Origin of the sequence: Nocardia vinacea NBRC 16497, assembly GCF_000308835.1 — a bacterium.
In the GTDB taxonomy this organism is placed as follows: Bacteria; Actinomycetota; Actinomycetes; order Mycobacteriales; family Mycobacteriaceae; genus Nocardia; species Nocardia vinacea.
The window spans coordinates 1-1,391 of the sequence record NZ_BAGN01000323.1; the positions used below are offsets into that span (position 1 = coordinate 1).

The following is a 1,391-nucleotide window of genomic DNA, read 5'->3' on the forward strand; positions in this document are numbered from 1 at the left end:
CGTTCAACCGGATCGCGGCCCGCCCGCGGAACACCACCATGACCGACCAGTAGTGGTCACGCTTGATCGGCGCGGCCTTGACGAAAACCGCACGGGCCCGGTCGATCTCACCCGCATCCCACAGCGCCAGCACGTATGGGAACACCATAGCCTCGGGTGCGACCGCGTACACCATGGACATCGGCTCCACCAGCGCCGACAGGTCCCCGCGCGCCCAGCCCAGCACCATGGCGGACACGATCAAGAGTTCGGCGCCGTTCGCGGTGCCGGAGGCGACCATCGCCGCACTGCATTCGGCGTAGATGCGCTCGGCGGCGGCCAGATCGCCGCGCAGGACCGCCAGCACCGCCGAGAACGTCGACAGCACGGTCAGCATCTGGCGCAGTTGCCCACCGGTCGCACACTCCAATCCCCGTTCGGCCTCCGCGCGTGCCGCCACCAAATCATTGGCGCTGCACGCGATCAGACAACCCAGGAAATGCGCGACCGCCTGGAACTCCACCAGCCCCGCCGCCGTGGACACCGCGAGCAACTCGGCCGCCAGCGGAGCGCGCTCCGCCCACAGATCCGGACCCAAGGCCAGGAACGCCCGAGCATTCACTGCGGCACAAAGCAATTCGGCATCACCGAATTCCCGCGCCAGCGCCACCGCCTCCGCCGACGCCGCGAAAGCCAGCGGGTCGTCGTCCCCCTCCACCTCGAACACCAGCGTCACCAGCAACCGCACCCGGTCCGCCACCGCCAACGGACGATCCAGCGCCGACCGCAAGGCACCGATCATGCGCTCATCCGGCAACCGCTTGTCCCGCGTCGCCCAGATCAGTGGTGCGCGCCAGCACCCGAGTGCGAACGCGACCGGATCCGCTGCGGCACTGGAACTCCGAGTGTTCGAGATATCGAGACCCGATGGGTTCACCGCGCCGAGTCCGGCTTCGCCAGGAGTCGGCACGCCGGCGGCACCCAGGTTCCGTGCACCAGCGACGACACCAAGGTTCTGCGCGCCTTCGGCACCGATGTTCTGTGCGCCGTCGATCTCGAGCCCTTGTGCTTGCCCGATGCCGACAAATGGCGGCGCCAAGTCGGCGGAAGCTCGTGGCCTCATCCCCGCTGCGGGCCCAGCGGCGCGCAGGGGTGGGCCGGAGGGGCCTGCCAAGTGTTCGGCGAGGTCGAGGGCCTGGGCGCGCAACAGGCGGGCGGCAGCGTCGTTGCCGCCGTAAGCGAGGGCGGCGACGCGGGCGCAGCGGGCTTCCAGGATGGCGATGCCGGTATCGCGATGGGTGCCGTCGTCCGGGTGACCGGCCAGGGTGTGCAGGTCCAGCACGGCGCGCCAGAGCGGTTCGGATTCGGCGAACGCGCGGCGCGCGGTGCGGTGACGGGCCGCCGCGAGCACA

General features: G+C 70.2%; 1 pseudogene. It reads right to left on the minus strand.

Annotation, left to right across the window (positions count from 1 at the left end):
• A pseudogene (locus tag ON44_RS47215) lies at nucleotides 1-1,391 on the minus strand (hypothetical protein); the annotation flags it as partial.